General features: G+C 68.9%; 19 protein-coding genes and 2 pseudogenes. 17 read left to right on the top strand and 4 right to left on the bottom strand.

Features of this window, described 5'->3' with window-relative positions:
• The first annotated feature begins 72 nt into the window (after window positions 1-72).
• A pseudogene (locus RVF83_RS18755) lies at window positions 73-2,590 on the top strand (FHA domain-containing protein).
• Between the two features lie 70 nt (window positions 2,591-2,660).
• Here RVF83_RS18755 and glgP read toward each other — a convergent pair.
• Complete coding sequence (glgP, locus tag RVF83_RS18750; RefSeq protein WP_039880954.1) at window positions 2,661-5,207, bottom strand: alpha-glucan family phosphorylase; 2,547 nt, start codon at window positions 5,205-5,207, stop codon at window positions 2,661-2,663.
• 81 nt (window positions 5,208-5,288) lie between these two features.
• On the opposite strand from glgP, the gene dop reads away from it, so the two are divergent.
• From dop to RVF83_RS18695, 11 genes and pseudogenes are all read left to right on the top strand, one after another.
• Window positions 5,289-6,788, top strand: a complete 1,500-nt coding sequence (dop, locus tag RVF83_RS18745; protein ID WP_005200013.1) for a depupylase/deamidase Dop — start codon at window positions 5,289-5,291, stop codon at window positions 6,786-6,788.
• A 194-nt stretch (window positions 6,789-6,982) separates the two neighbouring features.
• Window positions 6,983-7,174, top strand: coding sequence for a ubiquitin-like protein Pup (locus RVF83_RS18740; RefSeq protein ID WP_004019064.1), 192 nt, complete (start codon window positions 6,983-6,985; stop codon window positions 7,172-7,174).
• On the top strand, window positions 7,171-8,067 hold the full coding sequence (prcB, locus tag RVF83_RS18735) for a proteasome subunit beta (protein ID WP_005200012.1): 897 nt from the start codon (window positions 7,171-7,173) through the stop codon (window positions 8,065-8,067). The genes RVF83_RS18740 and prcB overlap by 4 nt, the downstream gene beginning before the upstream one ends.
• Window positions 8,064-8,867, top strand: coding sequence for a proteasome subunit alpha (gene prcA / locus RVF83_RS18730; protein ID WP_005200011.1), 804 nt, complete (start codon window positions 8,064-8,066; stop codon window positions 8,865-8,867). Before prcB ends, prcA begins: the two co-directional genes overlap by 4 nt.
• 72 nt (window positions 8,868-8,939) lie before the next feature.
• Window positions 8,940-10,298, top strand: a complete 1,359-nt coding sequence (gene pafA / locus RVF83_RS18725) for a Pup--protein ligase (protein ID WP_005200010.1) — start codon at window positions 8,940-8,942, stop codon at window positions 10,296-10,298.
• 45 nt (window positions 10,299-10,343) lie between these two features.
• Window positions 10,344-11,337: pseudogene (locus RVF83_RS18720) on the top strand (helix-turn-helix transcriptional regulator).
• Window positions 11,337-12,305, top strand: coding sequence for a helix-turn-helix transcriptional regulator (locus RVF83_RS18715; RefSeq protein WP_005200008.1), 969 nt, complete (start codon window positions 11,337-11,339; stop codon window positions 12,303-12,305). The pseudogene RVF83_RS18720 and the gene RVF83_RS18715 overlap by 1 nt, the downstream one beginning before the upstream one ends.
• Window positions 12,306-12,379: 74 nt before the next feature.
• On the top strand, window positions 12,380-12,640 hold the full coding sequence (gene tatA, locus RVF83_RS18710; protein WP_005200007.1) for a Sec-independent protein translocase subunit TatA: 261 nt from the start codon (window positions 12,380-12,382) through the stop codon (window positions 12,638-12,640).
• Window positions 12,641-12,660: 20 nt separating this feature from the next.
• Entirely contained in the window at window positions 12,661-13,635 is a 975-nt protein-coding gene (gene tatC, locus RVF83_RS18705) for a twin-arginine translocase subunit TatC (RefSeq protein ID WP_005200006.1), read from the top strand.
• The gene (locus tag RVF83_RS18700) at window positions 13,632-16,460 is read left to right on the top strand and encodes a DEAD/DEAH box helicase (protein WP_005200005.1); all 2,829 of its coding nucleotides are present in this window, start codon (window positions 13,632-13,634) and stop codon (window positions 16,458-16,460) included. Before tatC ends, RVF83_RS18700 begins: the two co-directional genes overlap by 4 nt.
• 181 nt (window positions 16,461-16,641) lie before the next feature.
• Window positions 16,642-17,547, top strand: a complete 906-nt coding sequence (locus RVF83_RS18695) for a DUF4333 domain-containing protein (protein ID WP_005200004.1) — start codon at window positions 16,642-16,644, stop codon at window positions 17,545-17,547.
• Between the two features lie 11 nt (window positions 17,548-17,558).
• Here the strand turns inward: RVF83_RS18695 and RVF83_RS18690 are convergent, their stop codons facing one another.
• On the bottom strand, window positions 17,559-18,515 hold the full coding sequence (locus RVF83_RS18690) for a 5'-3' exonuclease (protein ID WP_005200003.1): 957 nt from the start codon (window positions 18,513-18,515) through the stop codon (window positions 17,559-17,561).
• A gap of 84 nt (window positions 18,516-18,599) precedes the next feature.
• Between RVF83_RS18690 and RVF83_RS18685 the strand changes: the two genes are divergently transcribed.
• Window positions 18,600-19,742: a M24 family metallopeptidase gene (locus RVF83_RS18685; RefSeq protein ID WP_005200002.1), complete on the top strand. Its 1,143-nt coding sequence runs from the start codon at window positions 18,600-18,602 to the stop codon at window positions 19,740-19,742.
• On the opposite strand, the gene RVF83_RS18680 is transcribed toward RVF83_RS18685, so the two are convergent.
• Window positions 19,743-20,144, bottom strand: coding sequence for a pyridoxamine 5'-phosphate oxidase family protein (locus RVF83_RS18680; RefSeq protein WP_005200001.1), 402 nt, complete (start codon window positions 20,142-20,144; stop codon window positions 19,743-19,745). It lies immediately after the preceding gene.
• A 64-nt stretch (window positions 20,145-20,208) separates the two neighbouring features.
• Here RVF83_RS18680 and RVF83_RS18675 point away from each other — a divergent pair, with 64 nt between their 5' ends.
• From RVF83_RS18675 to RVF83_RS18660, 4 genes are read left to right on the top strand one after another with little or no spacing between them, the layout of a single operon-like run.
• Complete coding sequence (locus RVF83_RS18675; protein ID WP_005200000.1) at window positions 20,209-20,976, top strand: SDR family NAD(P)-dependent oxidoreductase; 768 nt, start codon at window positions 20,209-20,211, stop codon at window positions 20,974-20,976.
• Window positions 20,973-22,211 (top strand): bifunctional cobalt-precorrin-7 (C(5))-methyltransferase/cobalt-precorrin-6B (C(15))-methyltransferase, encoded by a 1,239-nt coding sequence (locus RVF83_RS18670; protein ID WP_005199999.1) that lies wholly within the window; start codon window positions 20,973-20,975, stop codon window positions 22,209-22,211. The genes RVF83_RS18675 and RVF83_RS18670 overlap by 4 nt, the downstream gene beginning before the upstream one ends.
• The gene (cobM, locus tag RVF83_RS18665; protein WP_005199998.1) at window positions 22,208-22,981 is read left to right on the top strand and encodes a precorrin-4 C(11)-methyltransferase; all 774 of its coding nucleotides are present in this window, start codon (window positions 22,208-22,210) and stop codon (window positions 22,979-22,981) included. The genes RVF83_RS18670 and cobM overlap by 4 nt, the downstream gene beginning before the upstream one ends.
• Window positions 22,978-23,721 (top strand): cobalt-precorrin-6A reductase, encoded by a 744-nt coding sequence (locus tag RVF83_RS18660; protein WP_005199997.1) that lies wholly within the window; start codon window positions 22,978-22,980, stop codon window positions 23,719-23,721. Before cobM ends, RVF83_RS18660 begins: the two co-directional genes overlap by 4 nt.
• On the opposite strand, the gene RVF83_RS18655 is transcribed toward RVF83_RS18660, so the two are convergent.
• Entirely contained in the window at window positions 23,674-25,251 is a 1,578-nt protein-coding gene (locus RVF83_RS18655) for a precorrin-2 C(20)-methyltransferase (protein WP_005199996.1), read from the bottom strand. The two genes, RVF83_RS18660 and RVF83_RS18655, sit on opposite strands and share 48 nt — an antisense overlap.

Raw genomic sequence — 25,251 nt, 5'->3', positions numbered from 1 at the left:
GTCGTCTGCTGTACAGAACGGCATGAAAACCGTCGTCAAGCACTAAAGTTGGCGGCGATGAACAGTACATCGATGGCTCGCGGTCGGGTGATCGTCGACGGTGGGGCGCCTCATCCGCTGGGCGAATCCCCGCGCATCACCCTGGGTCGGGAACCCGACAACGACATCGTGATCAACCATCCGATGGTGTCGCGTCGGCATCTCGCCATCGAGTGGCGCGGCACTGCCTGGTATCTCGTCGACATCGGTAGCACCAACGGCTTTTTCGCCGGGGGTCGACGCATGGCCGAGATGATCGTCGCCGGCCCGACGCAGGTCCGGCTCGGCGACGTGAGCACCGGCCCGGTCGTCGACCTGGTGATCGATCCGACCGCTTACCCGCCGCCCAGCGGCCGGATGCCGTCCTCGCCCGGCCGTCCGGGTCCGTTCCCGTCGGGGCCCCGATCGGCGGGGTTCGCCGCCCCCGGACATCCCGGACCGAACCTGCCGCCGTCGGGCCGCATCCCGGCGCGACCCCAAGGTGGTCCCGCTCGTCCCGGTGCGCCGGAACCGATGCCCGCCGAGCTGCGCAACGCCCCGCACTTGCAGGCGCTCAAACAGAACGTCTCTGCGGTGTACCGGCTCCCCGGAGCGCCGACCCCGCCCGAGCGGGAGTCGATCTCGCTGCGCGGGGTGCAGCGCATCGGCCGCACCCCGGACAACGACATCGTCGTCAGCGACGTCCTCGCCTCCCGCCACCACGCGCAGGTGTCGAGCCGCGGCGGCGTCCTGGTCATCGACGACCTCGGCAGCGTCAACGGCACCTTCGTCAACGGCCGGCGCGTGAACAACGCACCGCTGTCCGACGGCGACGTGGTCACGATCGGCAACAGCGACTTCGTGGTGTCCGGCGGCACCCTCATGCGCGGCCAGGAGAGCGCGGCCGTCGCCGACGGCCTCCACGTCCACGGGGTCAGCCTCGTCGTCGACGGCGGCAAACGGCTCCTGGCCGACGTCGACTTCAGCGCGAGTCCCGGCACGCTCACCGCGGTGATCGGCCCGTCCGGCGCCGGCAAGTCGACCGTGTCGAAGATCGCCGCAGGTCTGAACTCGCCGACGAGCGGCCTGGTCACCTTCGAGAGCCGCAACGTCCACGCCGAGTACGACGCCCTCCGCACCCGTATCGGCATGGTCCCGCAGAAGGACGTGCTCCACCACAAACTCACGTTGCGGCAGGCCCTGCGCTACGCGGCCGAGCTCCGGCTGCCGCCCGACCTGTCGAAGGAGGACCGCGACCGGGTCATCGACGGCGTCCTCAGCGAGCTCCAGCTCACCGAACACGTCGACACCCGTGTCGAGAAGCTCTCCGGCGGACAGCAGAAGCGGGCGTCGGTGGCGATGGAACTGCTCACCGGTCCGTCGCTGCTGATCCTCGACGAGCCGACGTCGGGTCTCGACCCGGCCCTCGACCGCCAGGTCATGGCAACCCTGCGGCGCCTCGCCGACGCCGGCCGCGTCGTCCTCGTGGTCACTCATTCCCTGACGTACCTGTCGATGTGCGACCAGGTGCTGTTGCTCGCCCCGGGCGGCAAGACGTCGTTCTGCGGCGCGCCCGCGCACGTCGAGCAGGAGATGGGGACCTCCGACTGGGCGGAGATCTTCGCCTACGTCGCCGACCAACCCGACGCCGCGCACACGCGTTACCTCGATCGGCATCGGCGCACACCGAATCCGCCTCCGCCGCAACGTCCTCCGGGTCCGCCGATACCGGTGCCGCACACCAGCTTCACCAGGCAGGCGTCGACGATCGCCCGACGCCAGGTGCGGCTGGTCTTCGCCGACATCGGCTATCTGGTGTTCCTGGTGCTGCTGCCGGTGGTCCTCGGGCTGCTGACGCTGGTCATCCCGGGGTCGAGCGGCTTCGCCCGGCTCGAGGTGATCCCGAATGCGCCGCCACCCCAAGGACGGTGCGGAGGCGATCCAGATCCTGGTCGTCCTCGTCGTGGGTGCGGCGTTCATGGGTGCGGCCCTGACGGTTCGCGACCTCGTCGGAGAGCGCGACATCTTCGAGCGCGAGAGAGCTGTCGGATTGCGTCCCGGCGCTTACCTGTTCGCGAAGATCGTGGTCTTCTTCGTCGCCGCGATCCTGCAGACGATCATCATGGTCGGCATCACCTTCGCCGGGCGCGGCCTGCCCGACTTCGGTGGTCCGATCCTGCCGCCGCCGCTGGCCTTGCTGTTCGCCGTCGCGGTACTCGCCTGTGTCAGTACTCTTGTCGGACTCGCGATCTCGTCGGCGGTGAAGTCCAACGAGCAGGTGATGCCACCGCTGGTCATCGTGGTGATGGTGCAGCTCGTCTTCTGCGGCGGCCTGTTCAAACTCGACGGTGTCGGCCTGCAGCAACTGTCGTGGATCTTCCCGTCGTTCTGGGGTTACGTCACCGCCGCCGGCAGCATCGACCTGTACAACATCAACGTCGCCGCACCCCAACGGATCACGCTGTGGGAGACATCGATCGCCCACAGCGCCATCGCCTATGCGGTGCTCGCCTTCATCAGCATCCTGCTGCTCGCGTTCACCTACTCACGATTGCGGTTGAAGAAGCGCTGACCACGACCCACTGCTGCCTGAGGTGCGAGGAGCGCAAGCGACGAGCCACGAAGGCCCGGCGAGACGACCTCTATCCAGACGCCACCGGGTACCGCACGAGTCCGAGTTCCGCGTCGTGCGAGAGCTGTTCGTGGCGGGGGAGTACGCGCACGGTGTAGCCGAGGTGCCCCGACGCCGGTGGGGCCGACAGCACCGAGAAGACCACCCGGCCCGACGCATCTCGTTCGGCGGCCGGGCTCATGTCGATGATCGCCGGGTCGACGATGTCGCCGTCGTCGGTCACGCGGCCCAGCACGAGTTGGACGCGGAGACTCTCGGGGTCGAGCTCGCCGACCGCCACATGTGCCGACACCCGCAAACCGTCGTCCTCGTTCTCCTCGTCCACGCCGGCGACGACGATCGAACCCCAACCGGTCTCGATGTCGCGCCGGTAGACCGCGAGGTCGCGGGCACCTGCGTAGTCGTCGGCACACGCGGCGACGTAGGCGGTCGCGGCCGGACAGTACAGCTCGGTGGTGTAGTCGCGGACCATCCGCGAGGCGAGAACCCGGGGTCCCAGGCGAGTCAGCGTGTGGCGCATCATCTCCACCCACCGCGTCGGCAGTCCGTTCTCGTCCCGCCGATAGAACAACGGGATCACTGTGTCCTCGAGAAGCGAATAGAGCGCCTCGGCCTCGAGATCGTCGCGCCGGTTCTCGTCCTCGACGCCCTCGGCCGACGGGATGGCCCAGCCGTTGTCGCCGTCGGCCATCTCGTCCCACCAGCCGTCGAGGATCGACAGGTTGAGCCCGCCGTTGAGCGCCGCCTTCATCCCCGACGTCCCGCACGCCTCCATCGGCCGAACCGGGTTGTTGAGCCACACGTCGCAGCCGGCGTAGATGTACCGGGCCATCGAGATGTCGTAGTCGGGCAGAAAGACGATGCGGTCGCGCAGCTGCGGATCCTCGGTGAAGCGCACCACCTGCTGGATGAGTGCCTTGCCGCCGTCGTCGGCCGGATGTGCCTTGCCCGCGATGACGAGCTGCACCGGGCGGTCGGGGTCGGTGAGGATGCGGCGCATGCGTTCCGGGTCGCGAAGCATGAGCGTGAGTCGCTTGTATGTGGCTGCGCGACGGGCGAAGCCGATCGTCAGCACCCCGGGGTCGAAGAGGTCGGCGGTCCAGCCGAGTTCGGCGTCGGTGAAACCACGTTCGCGGCCGCTCGCGTGCGCCCGGCGCCGGACCTCGGCGACGAGCTCGGCCCGCAGCGACTCGTGGGTGGACCAGATGGTCTCTGCGGGCAGCCCGGCGTAGACCTCGGGGGCGGAATCCTCGTCGCTCGAGGCGAAGTCACGCCACACCTTCGACACCCACGTGGGACCGTGCACGCCGTTGGTGACCGCGCCGATCGGCACATCGGCGGCGTCGAAGCCGGGCCACAGGTCGGCGAACATCTCCCGGCTCACCTCACCGTGCAGCTGCGAGACGCCGTTGCTGCGCTGGCCGAGCCGAAAACCCATGTGCGCCATGTTGAACACACCCGGGTCGGCCTCGTCGCCGAGTTCGGCGACGGTCGAGGCGGGCAGTCCGGGCAGCAGACGCGAGGTCCCGGAGTCGTCGGCGTCGAGATACCGGTTCACCAGATCGGTGGGGAAGCGGTCGATCCCGGCCGGCACCGGCGTGTGCGTGGTGAAGATGTTCGACGCCCGGACCACGGCCTCGGCGGTGTCGAAGTCGAGTCCGGCGGCCACGTACTCCCGGATCCGCTCGGTGCCCAGGAACCCGGCGTGACCCTCGTTCATGTGGAACACCGTCGGCTCGTCCCGGCCGGTGACCCGCACGTAGGCGCGGAGCGCGCGGACACCGCCGATGCCGAGCAGGATCTCCTGCAGGATGCGGTGCTCCTGATCGCCGCCGTAGAGCCGGTCGGTGACGCCGCGCAGCTGGTCGTCGGTGTTGGCCGCGATGTCGGAGTCGAGGAGCAGCAAGGGGATTCGGCCGACGTCCGCGACCCACACCTGTGCGGACAGGGTCCGACCGCCGGGCATCGAGATCTCGACGACGACAGGTGTGTCGCCTTCGGTGAGAAGGGTGAGCGGCAGATCGCGCGGGTCGTTGACCGGGTAGCGCTCCACCTGCCAACCGTCGTGGTCGAGGCCCTGGCGGAAGTAGCCCGACCGGTAGAACAGTCCGAGGCCGATCAGGGGTAACCCGAGATCCGAGGCCGCCTTCAGGTGGTCACCGGCGAGGATGCCGAGGCCACCGGAGTAGATCGGCAGGACCTCGGAGACCCCGAACTCCATGGAGAAGTACGCGATCCCGGGCGGTACCGGATGGGTCTGGGCGTACCCGCCGAACCACTGCGGCGCGTGGAGGTACTCCTCGAGACTCGCCTCCGCCGCCGACACCCGCGCCCGGAACTCGTCGTCGGCCGCCAGCTCGGTCAGCCGGACCGGATCGACGTCGGCGAGCACCCGCAGCGGATCACCCGTCGCCTGCCACCGCTCGGTGTCGATCGTTGCGAACAACTCCTGGGTCGGCGGGTTCCACACCCAACGCAGGTTGTGCGACAGGGGACCGAGGGCGGCGAGTTCGGGAGGCAGCGGCACCCGAACGGTGAACCGGCGGAGAGCTTTCACGGCGACGACGGTACTGGTGCCGGGCCCGCCCTGCGAGCGGGACGATGCGAGCCACTCCGCATCACCCTCTACCCTCGAAGCATGCAGCGAATCATCGGTACCGAGGTCGAGTACGGAATCTCCGCTCCCGGCGACCCGACCGCGAATCCGATCATGACCTCCACGCAGGCCGTTCTCGCCTACGCGGCCGCGGCCGGCGTGCCCCGCGCCAAGCGCACGCGCTGGGATTACGAGGTCGAGTCCCCGCTCCGCGACGCCCGCGGATTCGACCTCGGCCGCGGTTCCGGACCGGCCCCGATCATCGACGCCGACGAGATCGGTGCGGCCAACATGATCCTCACCAACGGCGCCCGCCTCTACGTCGACCACGCCCATCCCGAGTACTCCGCGCCCGAGGTCACCGACCCCATGGACGCGGTCATCTGGGACAAGGCGGGCGAACGCGTCATGGAGGCCGCCGCACGCCACGTGGCGAGCGTCCCGGGTGCGCCGAAGCTGCAGCTCTACAAGAACAACATCGACGGCAAGGGCGCCTCCTACGGCACCCACGAGAACTACCTGATGGCCCGCGAGACCCCGTTCACCGCGGTCATCGCGGGTCTGACCACGTTCTTCGCCTCGCGCCAGGTCATCACCGGCTCGGGCCGCGTGGGAATCGGCCAGTCGGGCGACGAGGCGGGCTTCCAGCTCTCGCAGCGCTCGGACTACATCGAGGTCGAGGTCGGCCTCGAGACCACCCTCAAGCGCGGCATCATCAACACCCGCGACGAGCCCCACGCCGACCCGGAGCGCTACCGCCGGCTGCACGTCATCATCGGTGACGCCAACCTCGCCGAGACCGCGACCTATCTCAAGGTCGGGACCACCGCACTGGTCCTCGACCTCATCGAGGCGGGCGTCGACTTCTCCGACATCGAGCTCGCCCGCCCGGTCCAGGCGGTGCACACCATCAGCCACGACCCGACTCTGACCGCGACCGTCGCACTCACCGACGGCCGCGAGCTGACCGGCCTGGCCCTGCAGCGCGAGTACCTCGAACGCTGCATGAAGTTCCACGAGCAGGAGCACTCCGACGACGCGCGGGCCAAGCATGTTCTGGAAACCTGGGCGGATGTGCTCGACCGTCTCGAGCGCGACCCGATGGAGTGCTCGGACATCCTCGACTGGCCGGCCAAGCTGCGCATCCTGGAGGGCTTCCGCCAGCGCGAGGGTCTGGCCTGGTCGGCGCCGCGCCTGCAGCTCATCGACCTGCAGTACTCCGACGTCCGACTGGACAAGGGGCTCTACAACCGCCTCGTCGCGCGTGGCTCGATGAAGCGCCTCGTCGACGAGAACGACGTGCTCGCCGCGATCCACGAGCCGCCGCGCAACACCCGCGCCTACTTCCGCGGCGAATGCCTGCGTCGTTTCGGGGCGGACGTCGCCGCGGCCAGCTGGGATTCGGTCATCTTCGACCTCGGTGGGGACTCCCTCGTCCGCATCCCGACGCTCGAGCCGCTGCGCGGGACGCAGGCCCACGTGGGCAAGCTCCTCGATTCGGTCAACTCCGCGGCCGAACTCGTCGACCAGCTGACCACCTGACACGCGCGGGGCATGTGCTTTGTTCCGCCCGAGTTGTCGCCGCCACAGGTAGTGTGGGAACACACGATTCCGAGGCCGATTCACCAGGGATCAACCCCCGGCGGAAGCCGGTGAGATCCCAGGGGTCGCGAGACCCGATGGTGGTCGGTCGCGGGTAGCCCGCCAAGGGGCGATCGGTTTCAAGGAGGCAGCAGATGGCGCAGGAACAGACCAAGCGTGGTGGCGGCGGCGACGATGAGGGCGTTGGCCCCGATTCCGGTGCCGGACAGGAACGTCGCGAGAAGCTGGCCGAGGACACCGACGACCTGCTCGACGAGATCGATGACGTGCTCGAGGAGAACGCCGAGGACTTCGTGCGTGCTTACGTGCAGAAGGGCGGCCAGTGAGCGACAGGTTCGGATCACTGCCCTTCTCACATTTTCGTACGGGTTCCGCCCCGGCCCCGAGATCGTCTCTGAGTGCGGACATCTCGTCGTTCACCGAGTTCCTGCGGATGCACGCGCCCGAGCAGCTTCCGCAGGCTCAGGTTGATCGCGTGGGGTCCTTCGCGGGTGGCGCCGACGGCGCCGGAGACATCCCTCACGGCACGACGATCGTTGCCGTGTCGTATCCGGGTGGCGTGATCCTCGCCGGGGATCGTCGCGCCACCATGGGCAACCTGATCGCGACGCGGGACGTCAAGAAGGTCTACATCACCGACGAGTACTCGGCGGCCGGTATCGCCGGCACCGCGGGTATCGCGATCGAGATGGTGCGGCTCTTCGCCGTCGAGCTCGAGCACTACGAGAAGATCGAGGGCGTCCCGCTCACGCTCGACGGCAAGGTCAGCCGGCTTGCGAGCATGGTCCGGGGCAACCTCGGCGCGGCCCTCCAGGGTCTCGCCGCCATCCCGTTGCTCGTCGGCTACGACATCGATCACGACGACCCGACCGAGCGCGGCCGGATCTTCAGCTTCGACGTCGCGGGTGACCGTCACGAGGAGTTCGGCGGGTACACGGCCATCGGTTCCGGGTCGGTGTTCGCGAAGTCGTCGCTCAAGAAGCTCTACCGCTCAGATCTGACCGCCGGTGAGGCGCTCGCCATCGCGGTGGAGTCCCTTTATGACGCAGCCGACGACGACTCGGCCACCGGCGGACCCGACCTGGTCCGCAAGATCTTCCCGATGGCCGCGGTCGTCGACGCACAGGGTGCCCGGGAGGTGGACGCGACCGAGATCGAGGATGCGGCGCGGGCCGTCGTCGAACGCCGTACCGCCGAGCACGAGGGAGGTGCCCGATGACCTTCCCGTATTACGCCAGTGCCGAGCAGATCATGCGCGATCGCTCGGAGCTCGCACGCAAGGGCATCGCACGCGGTCGGTCGGTGGTCATCCTGACCTACGCCGACGGCGTGCTGTTCGTCGCGGAGAACCCGTCGAACACCCTCCGCAAGACCAGCGAGATCTACGACCGCATCGGTTTCGCCGCGGTGGGCAAATACAACGAGTTCGAGAGTCTGCGCAAGGCGGGCATCCAGCTCGCCGACATGCGCGGCTACAGCTACGACCGCGCCGACGTGTCCGGTCTGTCGCTCGCCAACACCTACGCCAACGCCCTGGGCAGCGTCTTCACCGAACAGGCCAAGCCGTTCGAGGTGGAGTTGTGCGTCGCCGAGGTCGCCCGGGCGGGCAAGCCGAAACCGTCTCAGCTGTACCGGATCTCCTACGACGGCTCGATCACCGACGAGACCCGGTTCCTGGTGATGGGCGGCGCGACCGAACCCATCGCGGCGGCCCTCAAGGAGAGCTACGCGCCCGACATGGCGCTCGCCGAGGCGATCGGGGTCGCGGTCAAGGCGCTCGCCACCCCGGCCGACTCCGGCAACGGCGCCCCGGCGTCGCCGCGGGAGCTGACCGCCGGCGACCTCGAGGTCGCGATCCTCGACCGCAATCGGCCCCGACGGGCGTTCAAGCGCCTGACCTCGGCCGCGGTCGAGGAGCTCCTGCCGACCGCCGGGACCCCGGCCGCCGATGCGTCGGCGCCGGATGCACCGGCGGACGACACCACTTCCGGCGGGGACACTTCCGACGGATCGAATTAGAACGCGACGACGCGCGGTCGACCGGGCTGTTCTGCCCGGTCGACCGCGGGTCCCGCGAGTAGGGTTGGTCAAGTGCAGCGACGAATCATGGGCATCGAGACCGAATTCGGTGTCACGTGCACCTTCCACGGCCATCGACGACTGAGCCCGGACGAGGTGGCGCGGTATCTCTTCCGCCGTGTCGTGTCCTGGGGCCGCTCCTCGAACGTCTTCCTGCAGAACGGCGCACGGCTCTACCTCGACGTCGGCTCGCATCCCGAGTACGCGACGGCCGAGTGCGACAGCCTCATCCAGCTGATCAACCACGACCGCGCCGGCGAACTCGTCCTCGAGGACCTGCTCGTCGACGCCGAACAGCGTCTCGCCGACGAGGGCATCGGCGGCGACATCTACCTGTTCAAGAACAACACCGACTCCGCGGGCAACTCCTACGGCTGCCACGAGAACTATCTCGTCGTCCGGGCGGGGGAGTTCTCCCGGATCTCCGACGTCCTGCTGCCGTTCCTGGTGACCCGGCAGCTGATCTGCGGTGCCGGCAAGGTGCTGCAGACGCCGAAGGCCGCCACCTTCTGCCTGTCGCAGCGCGCGGAGCACATCTGGGAGGGTGTCTCCTCGGCGACCACCCGGTCGCGGCCGATCATCAACACGCGTGACGAGCCGCATGCCGACGCCGAGAAGTACCGTCGCCTGCACGTCATCGTCGGCGACTCCAACATGTCCGAGATGACGACCCTGCTGAAGGTCGGCTCGGCGGCCCTGGTGCTCGAGATGATCGAGGCCGGCGTGGCGTTCCGGGACTTCGCTCTCGACAACCCCATCCGCGCCATCCGCGAGGTCAGCCACGATCCCACCGGCCGACGCCCGGTGCGTCTCGCCGGCGGCCGCCAGGCCAGCGCTCTCGACATCCAGCGCGAGTACCACGCACGCGCGGTCGAGCACCTCACCAACCGTCGTCCCGATCCCGAGATGGACATGGTCGTCGACCTGTGGGGCCGCATGCTCGACGCGGTCGAGGCCGACGACTTCGCCAAGGTCGACACCGAGATCGACTGGGTCATCAAGCGCAAGCTGTTCCAGCGCTACCAGGACAAGTACTCGATGGAGCTGTCGGACCCGAAGATCGCGCAGCTCGACCTCGCCTTCCACGACATCAAGCGCGGACGCGGTGTGTTCGACGTCCTGATGCGCAAGGGGCTCGTGGCCCGCGCGACCACCGACGAGGCCATCAAGACCGCCGTCAACGAACCGCCGCAGACCACCCGGGCCAAGCTCCGGGGTGACTTCATCTCGGCGGCGCAGAAGGCCGGACGCGACTTCACCGTCGACTGGGTCCACCTCAAGCTGAACGACCAGGCCCAGCGCACCGTGCTGTGCAAGGACCCGTTCCGCAGCGTCGACGAGCGGGTCGACCGGCTGATCGCGTCCATGTGAGCGAGCCTCCGCACCGCCCGATCGGCGAGGATCTAACCTGACGCAGTGGCCACTCCCAAAGTCGAGCGACTGCTCAATCTGGTGATCTGTCTGCTGTGGACGAAGCAGTACGTCACCGCCGACTACATCCGACGCAACGTCGCCGGCTACCAGGACGGCGACAAGTCCGACGAGGCGTTCAACCGAATGTTCGAGCGCGACAAGAACGAGCTGCGCGACCTCGGCATCCCGCTGGTCACCGGACGTTCGCCGATGGCGGCGGGCGCCGAGGGGTACCGCATCGACCGCGACACCTACGAGTTGCCCGACATCTCCCTGGACTCCGACGAGGCCGCCGCGATCGCCATGGCCGCCGCACTGTGGGACACCCCTGAGGTCTCCACGCTGTCGCAGACCGCGATCCTCAAACTGCGCGCTGCGGGCCTCGACGTCCGCTCCGAGGACGACCTCGGCATCACTGCGGGCGGTTCGACGCGGTCGATGGGTTCGGAGCAGGTCATCGCCGGACTGCTCGGCGCGATCCAGGTCAAGCGCGCCGTCGAGTTCACCCATCGCTCCTCGGCGACCGCGACGCCTGCTGTCCGTCGGGTCGAGCCCTGGGGCGTGGTGTCCCACCGTGGCCGCTGGTATGTCGTCGGACACGACCTCGACCGAGCCGCCACCCGTACCTTCCGTCTGTCGCGGATCTCGTCCGTGACGCCGGTCGGACCCGCCGACGCCGTCGACGTGCCCGCCGGCACCGACCTCCAGCAGATCGTCTCCGCTGCGGTCGATTCCGCGGCGGGCACCGATGGTCGCGCCGCCCGTATCTGGGGTGGCCGCGGGCCGGGCCGCCGGACTCCGCCGGGCGGCGACCGCCTCCGAACCCGGTGACCTCGACGGTGAGGCGGGCGACGTGCTGACCCTGGACATCCACTCGCTGTCCGCGGTGGCGCGCATGGTGTTGGGCGTGGGCCGGGACGCCGTCGTCCTCGACCCGCCGGAACTCCGCGAGCTCGTGATCGCCGGACTCGACCGGCTGGCCGGGGTGAGCGCCTGATGGCCGGTGCACAACCGTCGCGTCTCAATCGACTGCTGGCGATGGTCCCGTATTTCCAGGCCCGACGCGGCATCTCGATCGAGCAGGCCGCACGCGAGCTCGGCGTGACCCAGTCGCAGCTCACCAAGGATCTCGAGCTGTTGTTCGTCTGCGGACTCCCGGGCTACTACCCCGACGACCTGATCGAGCTCGAGTTCAGCGAGGGCTTCGTCAACGTCGGCTTCACCGCGGGCATGGACCGGCCGTTGCGGCTCACGACCGTCGAGGCCAGCACCCTGCTCGTGGCGCTGCGCGCCCTCGTGGAGACGCCCGGTGTGGTCGACGTGACCGCCGCGCGGCGGGCGATCGCGAAGATCGAGGAGGCGGTCGGGGCGACCGCCGTGCCGGGCCTGTCCTCGGGGACCGAGACCGACGCGACGCCGGGGGAGAACCCGACCTTCACCACCGTCCGTGAAGCCGTCCGCCGAGGACGTGCGCTCCAGCTGAGCTACTACTCGGCGAGCCGGGACAGCGTCACCGAACGCGTCGTCGACCCCATCCGTCTGCAGGTGATGGACCAGCACACCTATCTCGAGGCCTGGTGTCGCATGGCGGAGGGCGTTCGACTGTTCCGCTTCGACCGCATCGACACCGCCGTCGCCCTCGACGAACCGAGCCACCCGCCGGCCGAGGCCGAGTCGTCGTCGCAGTCGGTACTCGTTCCGGAGAATCCGGATCTGCCGGCGGTCGAACTCGAGATCGACCCGGACCACCTGTGGATTCTGGACTACTACCCGGTGGAACCGACCACCTCGATCGACGACCGCGATCCGGACGAACCGGTGCGCGCCCGGATGGTCTACGGCTCTCCGGAGTGGCTGACCCGTTTCCTGCTCGGCTTCGGCGGCTCGGTCCGCGTCGTCGATGATCAGACGGTCGCGACTGCGGTGGTCGAATCGGCGGCGAGCGCGCGCGAACGCTACCGCTGACCGGGTGGTCCACCGCCCTCGGACAACTCGGGTAGCATTGGACACGGTCTGGATCCGATCTGAAGGGTGATCTCATGGGCTTCACTTCGTGGTGGCACTGGGCGATTGTCGCCGTCGTGCTGCTGATCCTGTTCGGCTCGAAGAAGCTGCCGGACGCCGCCCGAGGTCTCGGACAGTCGCTGCGCATCTTCAAGAGCGAGGTCAAGGAGATGCAGAAGGACGACAAGCCGGCCGACGCACCGGCCACCCCCGATGCCTCGCAGCGGGAACTCCCGCCGGCTGACACCACTCAGCCGAGTACGTCGTCGAACGCCGACACCAAGAAATCGGCTTAGGGGCGCGTCGGAGAATCCGAGTGCGCATCCCCTTCGACCCCCGATACCGCAAGCGCAAGCTCAATCCCGACGGCACGATGTCGTTGGTCGAGCACCTCTATGAGTTGCGCACCCGCATGGTCATCTCGCTGCTGGCGATCGTGGCCACCACGATTCTCGGGTTCATCTGGTACAGCCACGGCTTCCTGGGTATCCCGTCGCTCGGCGACATGCTGCGCGGGCCCTACTGCGACCTGCCGGCCTCGAGCCGTGCGACGCTGACCGCCGACGACTCCTGCCGTCTGCTCGCTACCGGCCCGTTCGACCAGTTCATGCTGCGACTCAAGGTCGCACTCACCGCCGGTGTCGTCCTGGCGTGCCCGGTGTGGATCTATCAGACCTGGCAGTTCATCACGCCCGGCCTGCACCAGAACGAACGGCGCTACGGCATCGCCTTCGTCACGGTCGCGACCACACTCTTCGTCGCGGGTGCCGTTCTGGCGTACCTGGTCGTCGCGAAGGCCTTCGACTTCCTGTTGACCGTCGGCAACGAGGTCCAGGTGACCGCGCTCGCCGGCGATCAGTACTTCGGCTTCATGATCAACGTGCTGGTCATCTTCGGTGTCAGCTTCGAGCTGCCCCTGTTGATCATCGCGCTCAATCTCGTCGGCGTGCTGACCTACGACCGCCTCAAGAAGTGGCGTCGCGGCCTGATCTTCGCGGTCTTCGTCTTCGCCGCCATCGTCACCCCGGGCCAGGATCCGTTCACCATGCTGGCACTGGCGATCGCACTGACCGTCCTGCTGGAGTTCTCCATCCAGTTCGCCCGCATTGCCGACAAGCGTCGGGGCAAGCGGGCGCCGAGCTGGGCCGGACTCTCCGACGACGAGGCCAGCCCGCTGCCGCCGACCCGCCCGGTCTCGCCCCCGTCCCCGGTCGCGACCTCGGCTGCGGGCAGCCCGAACGCCACCCGGACCTCGACGCGGGCACACGAGACGTTCGACGACGTCCTGTGAGTCAACTCGACGCGTTCACCTCGCGGCTGGACTTCGGACTCGATCCGTTTCAGCGCCGTGCGTGCGAGGCGCTCGAGGCCGGTCACGGCGTCCTGGTCTGCGCACCGACCGGCGCCGGCAAGACCATCGTCGGCGAATTCGCGGTGCACCTCGCCCTCGCCGGCGGGACCAAGTGCTTCTATACGACCCCGATCAAGGCGCTGAGCAATCAGAAGTACGCCGACCTCGCCGCCGTGCACGGTCACGAGTCGGTCGGTCTGCTCACCGGTGACAGCTCCATCAACCCGGACGCGCCGATCGTCGTCATGACGACCGAGGTCGTGCGCAACATGATCTACGCCGAATCCCGCGCGCTCGACGGACTGTCGCATGTGGTGATGGACGAGGTGCACTTCCTCGCCGACCGCTTCCGCGGTGCGGTCTGGGAAGAGGTGATCCTGCACCTCGAACCGTCCGTGCGGGTCGTGAGCCTGTCGGCGACCGTGAGCAACGCCGAGGAGTTCGGCGACTGGATCCAGACCGTCCGCGGCGACACCTCCGTCATCGTCGACGAGCACCGGCCGGTCCCGCTGTCGCAGCACATGCTGGTCGGCCAGCGGATGTTCGACCTCTTCGATCCGGCCGATCGCGATCCCGCCGACCGCAAGGGATCGCGCCCGCGGGTCAATCCCGAACTCAAACGGCACATCCGCCACCGCATCCTGCTCGCCGAGGACGAGCGTGATTCGTCCCGGGGCCGAGGCCGCCGGGGTGGCGGGGGACAACCCCGCCGACGCGACGGTCGGGGACCACTGCTCTCACGCCCCAACCTCGTCGGGCGTCTCGACCGTGAAGGGCTGCTGCCCGCGATCGGGTTCATCTTCTCCCGGGCCGGGTGCGACGCCGCCCTGGCTCAGTGTCTGCGGTCGGGTATCGCGCTGCTGACACCCGAGGAAGCCGCCGAGGTCGACGCCGTCGTCGACCGGCGCCTCACCGAACTGTCTCCCACCGACGCCGATGTGCTGGGTGTGCAGGAGTGGCGCGAAGGTCTTCGCCGAGGCCTGGCGTCGCATCACGCCGGGATGCTCCCGACTTTCCGGCACGCCGTCGAAGAGCTCTTCGTCCGCGGTCTCGTCCGCATGGTGTTCGCCACCGAGACACTGGCTCTCGGGATCAACATGCCCGCCCGGTCGGTGGTTCTCGAACGTCTGGTGAAGTACAACGGCGAGTCGCACGTCGACCTCACCCCCGGCGAGTTCACTCAGCTGACCGGCCGCGCCGGACGCCGCGGGATCGACGTCGAGGGCCATGCCGTCGTGGTCTGGACCCCAGAGGTCGTCCCCGAGGAGGTCGCCGGCCTCGCGGGTGCCCGCACCTTCCCGCTGCGCAGTTCGTTCTCGCCGGAATACAACATGGCGGTCAACCTGCTCGGCCGGCTCGGTCTCGACGGGGCCCGTGAGCTCTTGCATCGCTCGTTCGCCCAGTTCCAGGCCGACCGATCGGTGGTCGGGCTCGCCCGCAAGCTCCACGAGTCCCAGCGAGCGCTGCGCAAGCTCGACGGCGAGCTGGTCCGCGCCGCCGAGGCGCGGGGTCTGGAGCCCGGGGGAGTCGACGCCACCGGAGAACCGGCAGTGGGCGACGCGGAGGCGTACGCGGGGTTCCTCGGCTACGTCACGCTCCGCGAGGACATCCGGCGCCGTGAACGAGACCTCAAGTACCGCAAGCGGATCAACACCGAGGACGCGATCGTCGCCGATCTCGCCGCGCTCAAACGCGGCCACGTCATCGGGGTGCCGGTCGGACGCCACCGCGGTCTCGCGGTGATCGTCGAACCGGCCACCCAGGCAGCAGATCCCAAGCCGTTGGTGGTCACCGAGGACGCCTGGTGCGGTCGAATCGGGCTGCGCGACTTCGTCAATCCGCCCGAGGTCCTCGGCAACATGCGGTTGCCGAAGAACGCCGATCGCCGGACCGGACGCGGCCGTCGTGATCTTGCATCGGCCTTGCGCTCCACGGGGATCGAGATGCCCCGCGGCCGGTCCAAGAAGCGGGCCGACGCCGCCGACGACTCCGAGCTGGCCGCGATGCGACGCACCCTGCGGGCCCATCCCGCGCACCAGATCCCGAACGGCGACGAGCTGTTCCGGCTCGCCGAGAAGCGCAACCGCCTCCTGCGTGACATCGTCACCGCCGAACGCAGCATCGGTGAGCGCACCTCGACACTCGGCGTCACCTTCGACCACATCGTCGGTGTACTCAGCGAACTCGGTTACGTCGAACGCGTCCGCGAGGCGTCCGAGTCAACCGGCCACACCATGCGGGTGACCGAATCGGGGAAGCTGCTCGCTCGCATCTACAGCGAGAGCGATCTCGTGGTGACCGAGTGCATCCGTGCGGGTGTGTGGGACGACCTCTCGCCGGCCGATCTGGCCGCCGTCGTCGCCGCACTCGTCTACGAGAGCCGCCGTGACAGCTACGGCGGCGTCGACGCGCTGCCCGGGAGCACCTCGCTGCGCACGGCGATGGCCGCGACCGTCGACATCTGGTCGAAGGTGACCGCGGTCGAGTCGCGCCACCGGGTGACTCCCACCCGCGAGCCCGACACCGGTTTCTCGCTCGCGGTGGCGACATGGGCGTCGGGCCGGTCGCTCAGCGAGGCGTTGCTCCTCGCGGGTGAACGCGGCCAGCTGCTCTCGCCGGGCGACTTCGTCCGTTGGAACCGCCAGGTCATCGACCTCCTGGAACAGGTCCGGCTGTGCGTCGGCACCGACACCCGTCTGGGCGGCACCGCACGGTCCGCGGTCAAGGCGATCCGTCGGGGAGTGGTCGCCGCCGAGCTCGGTTGACCCCGTCGGTTCACCAGACGACGCTCCCGGCCACCCTGCGCTTGGTTGCCTGATAGTCGTGTGTGCCTGAGGTAACGTTCATCCCGCATTCGGTGTCAGGGAGGGATGTCCCGGCACTGCCGCGTGACGTCAGAAGTTCGCCGACACCTCGCCGAGGTGGGAGCCGAGTGGGAGGGGACTCATGACCGACCCGAACAAGCCGAATCCGTCCCAGCCCCAGCAGGGCGGGCCAGGCGCCGGCGACAAGACCGAGATCGTGAACACGGGCGGTTCCCAGCAGGGTGGCTCGCAGGCCGACCCCACGACGATGGCGCCCAACCCTGTTCACGGACAGCCCCCGCAGGACCCGAATAAGCAGGCTCCGTACCAGGCGAATCCCTATCAGCAGAACCCGTACCAGCAGGCTCCCGGTTATGCGCCCGGAGCGCAGGCACCGGGCCAGCCGCCCCAGAACCAGCCGACGCAGGTCGGGTACCCCGGGGCGCAGCCCGGCCAGTACGGGCAACCCGGTGGTCAGCCGGCCTATGGTGCCCCCAACCAGGGCGCGCCCAACTACGGCGGACCCGCGCAGCACTACGGCCAGCCCGACCCCGGTCAGTACGGCGCTGGTTCGTACGGCGCCGGTTCGTACGGTGCCGGTCAGTACGGGGCACCCGGTCAGTACGGTCAGCAGCCTTACGGCCAGTCGCAGCAGACCCCGGGCGCCTACGGCCAGAACCAGTTCGGCGGACCCGACCAGTTCAGCGGCATGGCGACGCCCAAGTCGAACAAGACGCTGCGGACCCTGCTGTTCGCCGGTGGCGGTGCGCTGATCGTGATCGCCGCGATCATCCTCATCACCGCATTCGTCGCACCCGGCTGGGCACCGAAGAACCTCGACCAGCAGGCGGCCCAGGACGGCGTACAGAAGATCCTCACCGAGGACTACCAGGCCAGCGACGTCAGCAACGTGAAATGCCCGTCCGGCCAGCGTGTCAAGGAGGGGTCGTCGTTCACCTGTTCGGTGACCGTCGGTGGACAGGACCAGCAGGTCACCGTCACCTTCATCGACGACGAGGGGCGCTACGAGGTCTCGCGTCCCAGCTGAGGCCGCCCTGATCAGACCTTGGGCCAGCCCAGCGCCTTCGACAACCGGCTCACCGACGCCCCGATGCCCAGCTCCTCGACGAGCGCGGCCAGCGCCTCGGGGTCGGCCGGTTCGGACGGCAGCAGATCCGGTCCGCTGTCGATGGTCTCGGCATCGGTGCGCACCGAGACGACGGTGCGTGCCGCCTCCAGATAGTCGGCGGCGGCGAGAAGTGCCTTGCGTGCCCGCGTCGGGACCGTCGACGACGAATCCCGTGCGGCCTCTTCGAGTGCGTCCAGGCTGCCGTATTCGCTGATGAGTTTCGCCGCGGTCTTCTCCCCGATGCCCTGCACTCCGGGAAGCCCGTCCGACGGGTCGCCGCGCAGCATCGACATCTCCGCGTAGCCGATCCCGGCGCGATCGGCGGGTACACCGTACTTCTCGCCGACCTCGACCGGCCCCATCATCTCGGCCTTCGCCAGTCCGCGCCCGACGTAGAGCACCCGCACCGGAACCGGATCGTCGGATACGACCTGCAGCAGGTCGCGGTCACCGCTGACGACGATCACCGGGTCCTGCGCTTCCTCCCAGGCGAGTGTCCCGATGACGTCGTCGGCCTCGCAGCCGACTGCCCCCGAGGTCGCGATCCCCGCAGCGGCAAGGACATTCATGATCATGTCGACCTGCGGCGTCAGTGCGTCGGGCACTTCTTCGACGTCGATGGTCTCCGTGCCCGTGGCGTCGGTCGCACCGTCCTCGACCGCGACGCGGTGCGCCTTGTAGGTCGGGATGAGGGCGGTACGGAACTCGGGACGCCAGTCGAGGTCGAGGCACACGACGAGCCGCGTCGGGTGTTCGCGTGTCACGAGATTCGCGATCGTGTCGATGAAACCCCGGACCGCGTTGACCGGTCGCCCGTCGGGGCTGGTCATCTTCTCGGGCAGGGCGTAGAACGACCGAAACCACAGGCTCGCACCGTCGAGCAGCATCAACGAATCCGTCACCTCCACACTCTCGCATTGACGGTGTCGCCGCGTCACCACGACTCGCACACCCGGCGGTAGTCTTCGACCATGGCTGCCACATCGACCACCGCCGGCTCGGCGGCACCGCTGTTCGATCCCGAGGTGTACCGCGAACGCATGCGACGCGCCGCGGAACTCACTCGCGACGCCGGCCTCGACGCGCTGGTGGTGGCGCCCGGACCCGACCTCCGTTATCTCGTGGGCTCGCGCGCCGACACCTTCGAACGCCTCACCGCACTGGTCATCCCCGCGACGGGTGACCCGAAGCTGGTCATCGCACGACTCGAGGTGCCGTCGCTGTCCGCCTCAGCCGTCGGCGATCTCGGCATCGAGGTGGCCGACTGGGTCGACGGCGACGATGCGCACGGTCTCGCCCTCTCCGGTCTGCCGTCGAATCCGACCATCGCGGTGTCGGATTCGATGCCCGCCCTGCACGTGATCCCGCTGGCCCGGCACACCGGCGCCACCCCGCAACTCGCCACCGCCGTGCTGCGGGAACTCCGGATGATCAAGGACGACGCGGAGATCGAGGCCCTGCGTCGTGCCGGCGCGGCCATCGACCGTGTCCATGCCCGGATGGGTGAGTGGCTCAAGCCCGGACGCACCGAGCGGGAGGTCTCCGACGACATCGCGGCGGCGATCCTCGAGGAGGGCCACACCGAGGCGGCGTTCATCATCGTCGGTTCCGGACCCAACGGCGCCGACCCGCATCACGAGTTCTCCGACCGGGTCATCGAACGGTCCGACATCGTCGTCATCGACATCGGCGGGCCCGTCGAACCCGGCTACAACTCCGACTCCACCCGCACCTACTGCTTCGAACCGCCGGCCGCCGACGTCGCCGATGCATACGCCGCCCTGCACGAGGCGCAGCGCGCTGCGGTCGCCGCCGTACGTCCCGGTGTCACCGCCGCCTCGATCGACGCGGCCGCCCGCGACCTCCTCCGCGAACGTGGCCTCGCCGAGGCGTTCATCCACCGCACCGGACACGGCATCGGCCTCTCGGTCCACGAGGAGCCCTACATCGTGAACGGCAACGACATCACCCTTCGCCCGGGCATGGCCTTCAGCGTGGAGCCCGGGGTGTATTTCGCCGGCCACTGGGGTGCTCGTATCGAGGACATCGTCGTGGTCACCGAGGACGGCTGCGAATCGTTCAACAACCGCCCGCACGAGCTCGTGCAGCTGTAGTTACCCGAGCAGCGACGCCGACCCGAGCACCCGGGACACGCTGATCTCGATGACGACGCGGCGCGGGTTCGGCTTGGGCTGCCGGTAACGGCGGGCGTAGCGCTCCTCGGCCTCCCGCACCCGCTCGGGTTCGCGGCTCACTCGGGCAGGTCCCTCGAGCGTGAGCCACCGCGGACCGTCGACATTGGTCACCGCCGCATAGCCGCCGCGTTCCACGTTGCGGACCTTCTGGCTGCCGTCGAACGTGATCACCCGCGCGAGGCCGGCGTCGGGATCCCAGGTGAACCCCACCGCGACCGAATGCGGTGTCCCGTCGGCGCGCATCGTCACGAGGGTGCCGAGGTGGCGGTCGGTGAGGAACTCGAGAGCGGCTGGGCCGATGTCGGCAGCGGTACGTGACATGGTTCCCACGCTAGCGCCGATGGGGTGACTTCGGCGGGCTGGGGCTGGTGCGATACTGCTGTGCATGGCCTCTGACACATCTCCGGGTTCGCTCGTCCTGTTCGGCGGCAGCAGTGAGATCGGGGTGGCCACCGCGCAGCGTCTGGCGCAGGGCCGGACGGTGGTACTCGCGGCCCGACGACCCGACGACCTCGCCGCACAGACCGCGCTCCTGCTCGAAGCGGGCGCCACCGCTGTGCATCCCGTCGCCTTCGACGCCGACGACACCGACAGTCATCCCGGGCTGATCGCGTCCCTGGTCGAGGAGTTCGGACCGATCGGCATCGCGATCATCGCCTTCGGGATCCTGGGGGACCAGGCGCGGGCGGAAGCCGATGTCGCGCATGCCCTGCAGATCGCGCACACGGACTACTACGCACACGTCAGCGTGCTGATCCCGCTCGCCGCCGCCCTGCGCGCACAGGGCTCGGGCACGATGATCGTCTTCTCCTCGGTCGCCGGAATCCGGGTCCGCCGCGCCAACTTCGTCTACGGCTCCACCAAGGCCGGCCTCGACGGATTCGCCAGCGGCATGGCGGACTCACTGCACGGCACCGGCGTCCGGCTGCTCCTCGCCCGACCCGGCTTCGTGATCGGCGCGATGACCAAGGACCTGATGGAGTCCGGGGTGAAACCCGCACCGTTCTCGAAGACTCCCGACCAGGTCGCCGACGCCGTCGCCCGCGCGTATCGCACCGGGCGCGGTGAGGTCTGGATTCCCTCGGTGTTGCGCCCGATGTTCTTCGGCATGCGTCTGCTCCCTCGCGCGGTGTGGCGGAGACTGCCCCGATGAGTGCCGAACCGCGGTTCGTGGTCGTCGGGATCGGCGCCGACGGCTGGCGCGGACTCGGCGACGCCGCGCGCGACGAACTGCGCAGTGCTCGCGTGATCTACGGTGCGACAAGGCAACTCGCACTCCTCGACGACGCCGCGGACGAGCTCACCGGTGCACGGCAGGCGTGGCGCTCGCCGATGTCTGCACATCTCGCCGACGTTCTCGAGAACGCTTCCGGTCAGGCCCACATCCTGGCCAGCGGTGATCCCATGTTCCACGGCGTCGGCGCGAGCATCGTCGCGCGGGTCGGGGTCGAGCATGTGCGGGTGTATCCGGCGGTGTCGAGCGCGAGCCTGGCGTGTGCACGTCTCGGCTGGGATCTCGCCACGACCCGGATCGTCAGCGCCGTGACGGCCGATCCCGAGGTGGCACTCACCGAGGCCACCGCAGGCGGACGTCTCCTCGTCCTCAGTCGGAACGAGACAACCCCCGCCGCAGTGGCGGAACTGCTCTCGCAGAATGGCTTCGGCGACTCGACGATGACCGTGCTCGAACAGCTCGGCGGACCGGACGAGCGCATCCGTTCCTCGTCCGCGGGAGCCTGGGTGCATTCACCCGTGGACCCGCTCAACATCGTGGCCGTCGACTGCGTCGGACCACGTCGTAGCCGGATGCCCGGCCGCGACGACGACACCTACGACCACGACGGCCAGATCACCAAGTCCACAGTCCGCGCGGTGACGGTCGCAGCCCTCGAACCCACCGGGGCACAACTTCTCTGGGACATCGGCTCCGGCTCCGGAAGTGTCGCCATCGAATGGTTGCGCGCCGACGACCGGGGACGGGCAATCGCCTTCGAACAGAACACCGAACGGGCCGAACGCCTCACCGCCAACGCTCACCGGCACGGCGTCGGCCATCGCCTGTCGCTACGCGGTGCCGCGCCCGAAGCCCTCTCCGACGCACCGCCTCCCGACGCGGTGTTCATCGGCGGCGGCCTCGACGAGAAGGTCCTCGCCGCCGCGTGGAACGCATTACGACCCTCCGGACGGATCGTCGTGAACGCTGTCACCGTGGAGAACCAGGCGATCCTGGTCCGCCGGCACGCCGAACACGGCGGCACCCTGCGGCGCCTGTCCGTGGAGACCGTCGCACCGCTCGGCACGATGACCACCTGGCGGCCGGCGCTGCCGATCGTCCAGTGGGCCGCAACAAGACACGACCCGGCGCCGGACGAGGAATCGGAAGCATGACCATCTACTTCATCGGTGCCGGCCCCGGCGCCCCCGACCTGATCACCCTGCGCGGCGCGCGGCTGCTAGGGGAGTGCCGCACCTGTCTGTACGCCGGCTCGCTGGTGCCCGACGAGATGCTCGAGATGTGCCCCGACGACGCCGTCCTCGTCGACACCGCGCGGATGCCGTTGTCCGACATCATCGATCACATCGTCTCGGCCCACGAACGCGGGGACGACGTCGCCCGCCTGCATTCCGGGGACCTCTCGATCTACTCGGCGCTCGCCGAGCAGCAACGCGAACTCCGTTCTCGCGGCATCCCATTCGAGATCGTGCCCGGGGTACCCGCCTTCGCCGCCGCGGCCGCGGCGCTCGACACCGAACTCACCGTCCCCGGCGTGGGCCAGAGCCTGCTCATCACCCGGGTCTCGACGCTGTCGACCGACATGCCCCGGGGCGAGGACCTGACGACCCTCGCGGCGACGGGTGTGACGCTCGCCCTCCATCTCGCCGCCCATCGTGCCGAACAGATCGTCGAGGCGCTCACACCGCACTACGGTTCGGAATGCCCCACGGCGACCGTCGCTTTCGCCAGTCGGCCGAACCAGCAGGTGGTGCGGTGTCCGCTGAGTCGGCTACCGGAGACCCTGGACGCCGCCGACATCCGCAAGACCGCGATCATCTTCGTCGGCCGGGTACTCGACGCCGCCGCGCATCCCGAGGTCACCGACAGCTACCTGTACTCCCACGCCCGGATGACGAAACTCCGTGAAACACCGCACCCATGACCGATGAACAAATTCTCATCCTCGGCGGCACCGGCGAGGCGCGTGCACTGGCGGCGTCCCTGACCGAGACCGGGAGGTCGGTCATCAGCTCACTCGCGGGCCGCGTGGACAATCCGCGCCTCCCGGTGGGCCCGGTCCGCATCGGCGGCTTCGGAGGAGTCGACGGTCTGCGGGAGTGGCTGCTCAGCAACCGGATTCAGGCGGTCATCGACGCCACGCATCCGTTCGCGGCCACCATCACCCACAACGCCGCGCAGGCCGCGTCGGAGGCGGCGGTGCCACTCCTCCGTCTGCGTCGTGAACCCTGGACCCCGACCGACACCGACCGCTGGATCCGCGTACCGGATCTCGCCACCGCGGCCGACGAGGTCCGACGCCGCGGCAACCGGGTGTTGCTGACCACGGGTCGCCAGGACGTCGGCGAGTTCGCCGGCATCGACGACGTGTGGTTCCTCATCCGGGTCGTCGATCCGCCGACCGCGGCACTCCCTGCGCACCACGAAATCCTGCGGTCACGCGGGCCCTACGACTACGACTCGGAACTTGCCCTCCTGCGCGAGAACCGGATCGACCTGCTCGTCACCAAGAACAGCGGGGGATCGCTGACGAAAGCGAAACTCGACGCCGCCGCGACCCTGGGCATCGACGTGATCGTCGTGGACCGCCCGACCGAACCCGACGTCCCGACGGTGTCAGACGTCGCTGCCGCCCAGGCTTGGCTCGAGCGGTTGCTCGGCTGACACCTGTTCCGGCTCGTCGGCCGGGGTGTGCCGGCGCGGCGTGAACACGAGGGAACCAGCGGCCCGCGCGACCGCTCGGGTCGCCGACGAACCGATGATGAGCAACGTGCGCATGTCGACCACTTCCGGGTCGAGGTCGGCGACGGTGGTCGTGGTCAGCGTCTGTTCCGGGCCGCCCACATCGCGACCGAGGACGACGACCCGGTCCGGTGAAACCGTCTGCAGAAGTGTGTGTTTGAGGGCTCCGACCTGCCAGGCGCGGCTCGCCGAACCCGGATTGTAGATGGCGATCACCAGATCGGCGGCCAGGGCGGCACGGATACGACGTTCGATCACCGACCACGGCTTGAGGCGGTCGGACAGGGAGATCACCGCGAAGTCGTGACCGAGGGGCGCACCGACGGCCGCCGCCACGGCGGTCGCGGCGGTGACACCCGGAACCACCCGGACCTGAACGTCATGCCACTGCGGTTCGGCGGCCACCTCGGCGACCGCGGCCGCCATGGCGAACACACCGGGATCGCCCGATGACACCACCGCCACCCGTGCGCCGCGTCGGGCGAGATCGAGGGCGAACTCGGCACGCTCGGACTCGACCCGGTTGTCGCTGGCGTGCACGCGCTGGCCGGGCCGCGGCGTCACGCGTTTGAGGTAGGTCGTGTAACCGACGAGGTCGGTCGCGGTGGCGAGTTCGGCGCGCACCTCGGGCGTCGTCCAGCTGTCGTGTCCCGGTCCGAGACCGACGACCACCAGCTCGCCCGGTACCGGTTCCGGCTCGAAGCGCGGGTTGTTCCGTCGTCCGGGAACCACGAGGATCGAGAAGTACGGCACCTCAGCCGGATTCACCTCCGCCGCCGGCAGCACACGCTCGACGGTGGTCGACGCCCGTTCGACGTAGAAGGCCTCGCCGAGGCGGCCGGCCTCGCGCAACGCCTCCCGCACCCGCTCGAAGGTGCGGCCCAGTTTCATCACCACGATGGCGTCGGCCGAACGGAAACGGAACAGCAGCTCTTCCGTCGACGCCGTACCCGGGACAACCGTCAAGGTCTCGTCGCCCTCCACCAGCGGAACACCGGTCGCCGCCGACGCCGCGCTCACCGACGTCACACCCGGCACGATCTCCGCATCGAAGTGCGGGGAGAGCCGCTTGTGCATGTGCATGTACGAGCTGTAGAAGAGCGGATCCCCTTCGGCGAGAAGGACGACGTCCCGGCCCGCCCGGAGGTGTACGGCGAGCCGCTCCGCACTTTCGGCGTAGAAGTCGTCGAGCGCGCCCTGGTAACCGCCGGGATGGTCGGTGGTCTCGGTGGTGACCGGGTACATGAGCCGCTCTTCGGCCTGGTCGCCGCGCAGATAGGGTTCGGCGACCGACCGCGCGATGCTGTTGCCATGGCGCGCACAGTGATACGCGACCACGTCGGCGGTGCTGATCACCCGCGCGGCCTTGACCGTCATGAGTTCGCTGTCGCCGGGACCGAGGCCGATTCCCCAGAGCTTTCCCGGGGTCGAGGCATCGTTGACTGCGGGCAC

It is taken from the genome of Gordonia rubripertincta, from assembly GCF_038024875.1.
Lineage (GTDB): Bacteria > Actinomycetota > Actinomycetes > Mycobacteriales > Mycobacteriaceae > Gordonia > Gordonia rubripertincta.
Note: the sequence above shows the minus strand (reverse complement) of the source record. Positions and strands in the feature narration are given on the sequence as shown.